Genomic DNA, 6,000 nt, shown 5'->3' on the forward strand with positions numbered 1-6,000 from the left:
TCAAGCGACCATAGAATTAAAGCGCTACCCTGCCCCGATTCCAGTTGCTGTAGATTGGGGCATGGAGTTTTATTAAAGTAGACATTTTAAATAGGTTCTAACATTTAGTGTTCTCATATGAGATTTTATGTTAAATAAGGCTATTAAGATCAGTTATAATTTTCTAATAAGGTAATTTATGTCTACATGGGTGTGGAACTGATTATGTTGAAGGCTGGAAGATTATCTTTTTCTTATATATGGAATCAAGCTCATGGAATGAAGAATAACTTAGAGCTATTCTCCAAAAGTTTTCATCAAGTTCAGAAATGTCCGAAAAGTCTATTTCATTGTCTGGGCGTTCAACTATGCCTCTTATTTTTTTTCAACCAACTCAAGGGAAAACGATGTTTAAAAAATATTTTTTTAATTTTATTATTATCGACAGGATTACAAACAATAAGTGCTAATGAAATTCAGAATATAAAACCATCTGAACTTGATCTTATTTTATTAGAAAAAGGAATTTTAGATAAAAATTATAAATTTTTAGATACACCTGAATATGAAAAACTAAAGTTAAAAGAGACTAAAAAAGAAATAAATGTCGATCCTGATAATTTTAAAATAATAAGGACCATACGTGGGCCGATGCAAGAATTTACTTTTGATATAACTTTATTAAAAGCAGCCTCAAATAAACATATTGAGAAGCCTTCAAGTAAATATGTTGACCTTACTTTTAGTAAAATTTTCCCAATCTATTGTCAGATACTAAGTGAAAACATATTTACTCGTGTAAATCCAAGTACGATGAAGGTAAATTTGAAAGCAAATGATGGCTCATTTATTGGAGAAAAAGAAATAAAAAATACTGAGTGTGATTTTGAAGAATTTAACTATGTAGATTTAACTACCCAAAATAATAATTTTAAGACCTTTCCAGATCCAATACTTCGTATATCCCCACAAATACCTACACTTGGATCAAATGAATTAAATGGTAAAAACCGATATTTAACTATTGAAATACTAGTCAATAAAAATGGTGACGTTGAAAAAGTCGGTTACCCTAGCATTCATTTTAGTTTTGAATCAGATAAAGTGTTTCAAAAGATTAAACCTGCTTTATTAAATATGAAGTTTTACCCTTATATTATAGATGGTGAAAAAAAGCCTTTTTTAATTACACAACCTATTAAATTACTAGTTAAATAGAATCAGTCTTCATTTTGATTTATAGGCTTGTTGGGGATAGTACTGGAATTGCATCAATTGGATATCGACTATAGTTCCCATTTTTAGTCTTTTACGTGGCTTGTTAGAAGCCATTCAAAGTGTCTATATCCTCACCAATAAAAATGTATAGTTTATGATGGTTAAACCATCATGAACTGGATATGAAGTATAGATGCTGATCACTATGTCTGACAAAGAAATTCAACATCTTTCAGTACTGCAAGATGTTCTAGATCAACGTATTACCCAAGTTCGTGCTGGAGAAATTCTGAATATTTCCACACGTCAAATTAAATGATTGGTATAAGCCAACTGCCAAAGCAGATAAAAGAAAGGACCGCAATTGCGATCCAGTATTTGTATTTCCAGATGAGATATAGATTCACTTGCCACCCCACTTCTTATAAGCATTAGCCAGCTTCACATCGTATTGATTTTTTGCATATGCTGGGTCGTTATAACCACGTGCAAAGGCCTTCCAATCTTTATTCTGCAAAGCTTTGACTAAATTATTCACCTTGATATAACGGCACATTGCATCAAGCTGTGAGGCTTCATCTCGGTACATTGCATTAATGAAATTCTGTAAATTAGAATATTCCAGTGATAGCCCATCACCTGACCTAACACCCATGAAGCTGATTCAAGTGCAAAATCTCGATGATATTGAATAGCAGCATTTAAACGCCCATGTTGAGCAGAATATAAACCATACCCACCAGCAGCCTTATTGCATAGTTCTGGTCGCTCACGCATGGCCTTTTCAGCAGTTTGCGCTTTGTTATTTGCAATTAAATGCTACCGAAAAACATGACGTTCAAAAAGGATAACTAGCGTTTGGTCGCTATTGAAGCCACTACCCTTACATTCAACCTCGATCACGGCTCGAAGTGCAGGCACAGAGATACCCAATGAAACAGCTTGTTGTTCAATTTGTTCAGTTGTTAATTTCTTAGACACTACTTTTCTCCAGACAAAATAAAACCGCCATAAAAGGCGGCATTCAACTTATTTAGACTATTCATCTTTGACTTTCTTTAACTCCTTCACGACTTCTACAATGGTTTTACCCTCTTGACGATTTATGAAGTTAAAAGTCCAACGTACAATTGCCCATCCTGGTAAACCACAGACGAAAAAGAAGCCCCCGAGGGCAATCATTCCCCAAATGTCTGTTACCCATTCATGTAGACCCCAACGGACAATAATGAATGAGCCACCTGCAAGGCTAGAGACGACAGTACAAATCAGGCCAACCGCCCACTCCAGTGGTGAACGTGGAAAGCGCATCATGATGACAACAGTTGCTACTGCTGCAATCGCCAAAGTTACAGCAATTGCAGCTCCATAGAATTTTTAAAAGGGAGTCAAGCTGCCTGTGGAAACTGGTTCCATGAGTTTTCCTAAATTTTAGACATAAAAAAAACCGCTTTCGCGGGTCATATTTTCCGGTTATTTAATTAACCATTCGTTTTGTCATGCAATTCATTTTTATAATCACGCATTTCTTTGTAACGTACTGGATCATATGTACTACAAGCTTGAAGCAACAAAGCACATAAAATTAGTAAATTAAGTTTTTTCAACTTTAAATTCCTTCTTTGTCTCGCTATTTACTCTCGCAAGTATAACTATAGAAATAATAGAGATATGCGCTCTCACCACCGTAATCGTTAAACTGTCCAGTATGACTAAGCCAATAATTTCTAATTAAAATATCATCTCGATACAACCTCACGCTTAGAGATGGACCATTAGACCGAGCCACAGGCCCAGATGAAACCTCAATGCCGATATTGCATCGTACCGGACCTCCACTTGTCTCAATGATAAGATCACCTGAGTTTTCAGATGCAACACTAACAGTTACGGCATTATCTTTGATCTTAAGTGTGTCAACTGATAAATCTTTAATATTTCTTTTATTTCTTTTAGATCGCCATCTCTTCTGACATCCACAGTACTACTAAAAATTTTCTGAAAGATATCGTAAGAGTCCTTACACTTCAACTCGCTAGAATATGAACTGAAAGACTGCAACCCAATCATTAATCCCAATAATATTTTTTTCATGTCACTACTCAATGGCATCTTTTTCACTAAAATAAAACCGCGTAGATTTTGTTATTGGATAAAACTTACCATTAATACTTAGTGGTTTGAATCTGGCTTGTTTGAGATATTCATGTAGAACGTATTGATCAAGCACTTTTAACCCACTACTTTCCTTAATTTCTGCTCTTGTCACATTCCCAGTATCATCAGCTTCAGCATATATAACCACTTGCCTATCTTTCCCTTTCAGATCTAATTTTATTACAGGAATTACAGGGAGTTTTTGATATTCAGCATCCCTTGAAACCATTATGGTGAAATGCTGTTTTGCAGAAATAGGGTAAAAAACACCATTTATCTGATATGGTTTTACTTTTGCCATTTTGACCGCCATTATTACTTTCTTATCGATTTCATCTAATCCGCTACTTTCCAATATCTTAGTAGAAGTAATAAAACCACTTTCATTGGCATAAAAACCCACTAGAACAGTTCTATCGTATCCTTGTAATTCATTATTATTCAATTGGATGCGAGGTTGTTTCACCCAATAGCTCTCGCCCGATTTAATAGCTATTATTGCTGTTTCTTCAACTGTTGCACTAGCACCAAAACAAAATACCGATAAGCAAATCGCCAATAATATTCTTTTCATAAATCCCCCTAAAGTGCACACAAAATAGCAAAGTGAGTATTAAAAAACCACCCGAAGGTGGTTTTGTTATAATTTGATATCTGACTATCAAGATACTCTCTTCATACAGTCCTTATAAGTATCATCATGAAACTTAGCAAGTGTCGACTTCATTTCTTTTTCAGATGAATAAATAGGCTTGTTATAGGCTTCATTTAGAAGCGTTTTGAAGTAGGTTTTCTTTATATTAGGTATCTCTTGACTTTCATTTATGTAATCAAGAAAGGTTTTCTTATCTTCACCATGGTGATGCCCTTCAAATGCTACTGCTGCAAAATAACTAGCTGCGTCGCATAACTGTTTATCACCACTTAAAATATATCCTGACTGATTAGCATGAGATAACCCTGAGGTTATTAAAATCAATATACCCAATAGAAGTTTATTCATATCTAAAATTCCTTTAATTTTACTCAACATACTAATTGTCATTACAAAAAACCACCCTAAGGTGGTTCTGAATAATAGATCAATCTTTACATTTTATTTGCATAACCGCAGATTTAGAACTCACAGGTACAACCAACCCCATGTTATATACCACATCCCTTTTTGTTGCATGATTACTGCTCAATTCCTCAAATCCTTTGCCATTACAGATAGTTTCTGCTTTCTTTAAAAGTTTTTCCCTTAATGCTTTAGCAGAGCCAAACGCATTACTTTGTGCTTGTAATTGATAAACTCCAGGACTCATTTCCCCAACAACAGGAGAAAACATTTGTAAACATCCTGTTAAAGACATCGCAACAATAGTAATAAGTGATAATAATCCAACTTTTCTCATTTCTGGTATTTCAAAAAAATAAAATAAAAAAATAATTTATTTTCAATTAGATATCAATAATTTTTTTAGTTTTTATCAATACTTAAAACTCCGCCCCATCAATAAAGAAAGACTCAGACAAAATACGAACGATGAGGCAAAAATATGATTTGGATCATCAACGAGCAACATTAAAATGTAAAAAACCACCGCAATTAATACTGCGATGGCCACGATGATAAGTTTCGATTTCAATTCTTTCCAGTAAAAAACCGCCAGATGGAGGTTTGGTAATTAAGCATAGCCCTTGTAAGCTACAAAAGGAGTACTACCATCAGGTGAAAATAAACATTTCGCCCAGCGCTCTCGTTGTCCACCATCATGACTCTTGGCTAAATATGGAATACCGCCAACCATTACATATCCTTTATTTATCTTTGTTACATCAATTTTTGATTCATTTGTAAAGGAAATAAAATCAACCTCTTTGCGGATAACCTCTCGACATTCGGATACAAACTCAGCATCTGTTTTTGCGTTTTTAGCATTCTTACCACAACCCACTAGAAAAATAGATAAAATTAACAAAGATAATATTTTCATGTTTGATTAAAAGAATATTTAATTACTTATTTTAACATCATTGCAAAAATTAAGTCTTAAAAATCAAAACTTTCTCTTCCTACAGGATTTACCTTACTATAAATTATATTAGTTTTTTATATGAGCAAAGAAACAATCTTGGTTTTGTAAAACGTTTTCTGAATGCAAGATTATACTTTCTTGTATTATCATTATCTCTAACATATACAGTATATGATTTAAAAATAACGATGTAAGCTATGAAGCCTTATCTTATAAACCATACGTAATTGCTCACAAATTAGACTTCGATGATAAAAATAAATGCAACAAAATAGATATAAATCAAAGTGTAATTTATATTAGACCTAATAAAGATAAGATGTTGATTAGTAACACACCTTACCCCATTAGAAAGGATATTAGTCTTTACGATTTTATTAGGGATAAAAATAAAGATTATTTGGATTTTAATAATGCCATTAAAAATGGGTCTATTGATTTTAAAACTAAAAATTGCTATTTAGATAACAAGTTAAATTAAGTTTATAAAATAATATACAAATTATTTTATAATCATGATGAGCTAGATTCTACATGTACTATAACCATGCGGAGTTAGAGTTGTCAAATAATGTATTATTATATTACCTAGATTTAATATAGCAACATAAACTAATAATATCTA

Annotated in this window: 6 protein-coding genes and 1 pseudogene; 1 reads left to right on the forward strand and 6 read right to left on the reverse strand. The window is 33.0% G+C overall.

The window, feature by feature from the left end:
- The first annotated feature begins 204 nt into the window (after positions 1 to 204).
- On the forward strand, positions 205 to 1,197 hold the full coding sequence (locus Aru01_RS01285; protein ID WP_155757964.1) for a hypothetical protein: 993 nt from the start codon (positions 205 to 207) through the stop codon (positions 1,195 to 1,197).
- 403 nt (positions 1,198 to 1,600) lie between these two features.
- Here the strand turns inward: Aru01_RS01285 and Aru01_RS01290 are convergent.
- From Aru01_RS01290 to Aru01_RS01315, 6 genes and pseudogenes are all read right to left on the reverse strand, one after another.
- A pseudogene (locus tag Aru01_RS01290) lies at positions 1,601 to 2,178 on the reverse strand (N-acetylmuramidase family protein).
- A gap of 57 nt (positions 2,179 to 2,235) precedes the next feature.
- On the reverse strand, positions 2,236 to 2,556 hold the full coding sequence (locus Aru01_RS01295; protein ID WP_228128749.1) for a hypothetical protein: 321 nt from the start codon (positions 2,554 to 2,556) through the stop codon (positions 2,236 to 2,238).
- Between the two features lie 739 nt (positions 2,557 to 3,295).
- The gene (locus tag Aru01_RS01300; protein WP_016656611.1) at positions 3,296 to 3,928 is read right to left on the reverse strand and encodes a TonB family protein; all 633 of its coding nucleotides are present in this window, start codon (positions 3,926 to 3,928) and stop codon (positions 3,296 to 3,298) included.
- Between the two features lie 87 nt (positions 3,929 to 4,015).
- Positions 4,016 to 4,357, reverse strand: coding sequence for a hypothetical protein (locus tag Aru01_RS01305; RefSeq protein WP_155757965.1), 342 nt, complete (start codon positions 4,355 to 4,357; stop codon positions 4,016 to 4,018).
- Between the two features lie 79 nt (positions 4,358 to 4,436).
- Entirely contained in the window at positions 4,437 to 4,751 is a 315-nt protein-coding gene (locus Aru01_RS01310) for a hypothetical protein (protein ID WP_016656613.1), read from the reverse strand.
- 273 nt (positions 4,752 to 5,024) lie between these two features.
- Positions 5,025 to 5,333: a hypothetical protein gene (locus Aru01_RS01315; protein WP_016656614.1), complete on the reverse strand. Its 309-nt coding sequence runs from the start codon at positions 5,331 to 5,333 to the stop codon at positions 5,025 to 5,027.
- Between the last annotated feature and the right edge of the window lie 667 nt (positions 5,334 to 6,000).

This window comes from Acinetobacter rudis (assembly GCF_000829675.1).
GTDB classification, from domain to species: Bacteria; Pseudomonadota; Gammaproteobacteria; order Pseudomonadales; family Moraxellaceae; genus Acinetobacter; species Acinetobacter rudis.

Bases quoted from the DNA above. Each gene is read 5' to 3' on its own strand.
- Aru01_RS01285 (WP_155757964.1), top strand. From the start codon at position 205: ATGTTGAAGGCTGGAAGATTATCTTTTTCTTATATATGGAATCAAGCT.
- Aru01_RS01300 (WP_016656611.1), bottom strand. From the start codon at position 3,928: ATGAAAAGAATATTATTGGCGATTTGCTTATCGGTATTTTGTTTTGGT.
- Aru01_RS01305 (WP_155757965.1), bottom strand. From the start codon at position 4,357: ATGAATAAACTTCTATTGGGTATATTGATTTTAATAACCTCAGGGTTA.
- Aru01_RS01310 (WP_016656613.1), bottom strand. From the start codon at position 4,751: ATGAGAAAAGTTGGATTATTATCACTTATTACTATTGTTGCGATGTCT.
- Aru01_RS01315 (WP_016656614.1), bottom strand. From the start codon at position 5,333: ATGAAAATATTATCTTTGTTAATTTTATCTATTTTTCTAGTGGGTTGT.